Origin of the sequence: Solibacillus sp. (assembly GCF_040273735.1) — a bacterium.
GTDB lineage: Bacteria > Bacillota > Bacilli > Bacillales_A > Planococcaceae > Solibacillus.
On sequence record NZ_JBELZM010000043.1, the window covers coordinates 1 to 764 of the forward strand.

The 764-nt window shown below is 48.7% G+C and carries 1 rRNA gene; it reads right to left on the bottom strand.

The features are described 5' to 3' along the window. Positions 1–636: ribosomal RNA gene (locus ABS917_RS18845) — 16S ribosomal RNA — on the bottom strand; the annotation flags it as partial. Positions 637–764: the final 128 nt, after the last annotated feature.

Below are 764 nucleotides of genomic sequence, written 5' to 3' on the forward strand. Positions count from 1 at the left end.
GGTTGAGCCGTGGGCTTTCACATCAGACTTAAGAAACCGCCTGCGCGCGCTTTACGCCCAATAATTCCGGACAACGCTTGCCACCTACGTATTACCGCGGCTGCTGGCACGTAGTTAGCCGTGGCTTTCTAACAAGGTACCGTCAAGGTAGCGCCAGTTACTACGCTACTTGTTCTTCCCTTGCAACAGAGTTTTACGAACCGAAATCCTTCTTCACTCACGCGGCGTTGCTCCATCAGACTTTCGTCCATTGTGGAAGATTCCCTACTGCTGCCTCCCGTAGGAGTCTGGGCCGTGTCTCAGTCCCAGTGTGGCCGATCACCCTCTCAGGTCGGCTACGCATCGTTGCCTTGGTGAGCCGTTACCTCACCAACTAGCTAATGCGCCGCGGGTCCATCTTATAGTGACAGCCGAAACCGTCTTTCAACTTTCAAACATGTGTTAAAAAGTATTATTCGGTATTAGCCCCGGTTTCCCGGAGTTATCCCAATCTATAAGGTAGGTTACCCACGTGTTACTCACCCGTCCGCCGCTAAAATTTTAAAGGTGCAAGCACCAATAAAATTTCCGCTCGACTTGCATGTATTAGGCACGCCGCCAGCGTTCGTCCTGAGCCAGGATCAAACTCTCCATAAAAGTAGTTTGAAAGCTCATTTGCTTTGCTAGCGATCCAACTTCGTTAGAAGTTGAAATCTATTGTTTGCTTCATTTAAGAAGCTTGTTTCATTAACGTTGCTTGTTCAGTTTTCAAGGTTCATTGTGTT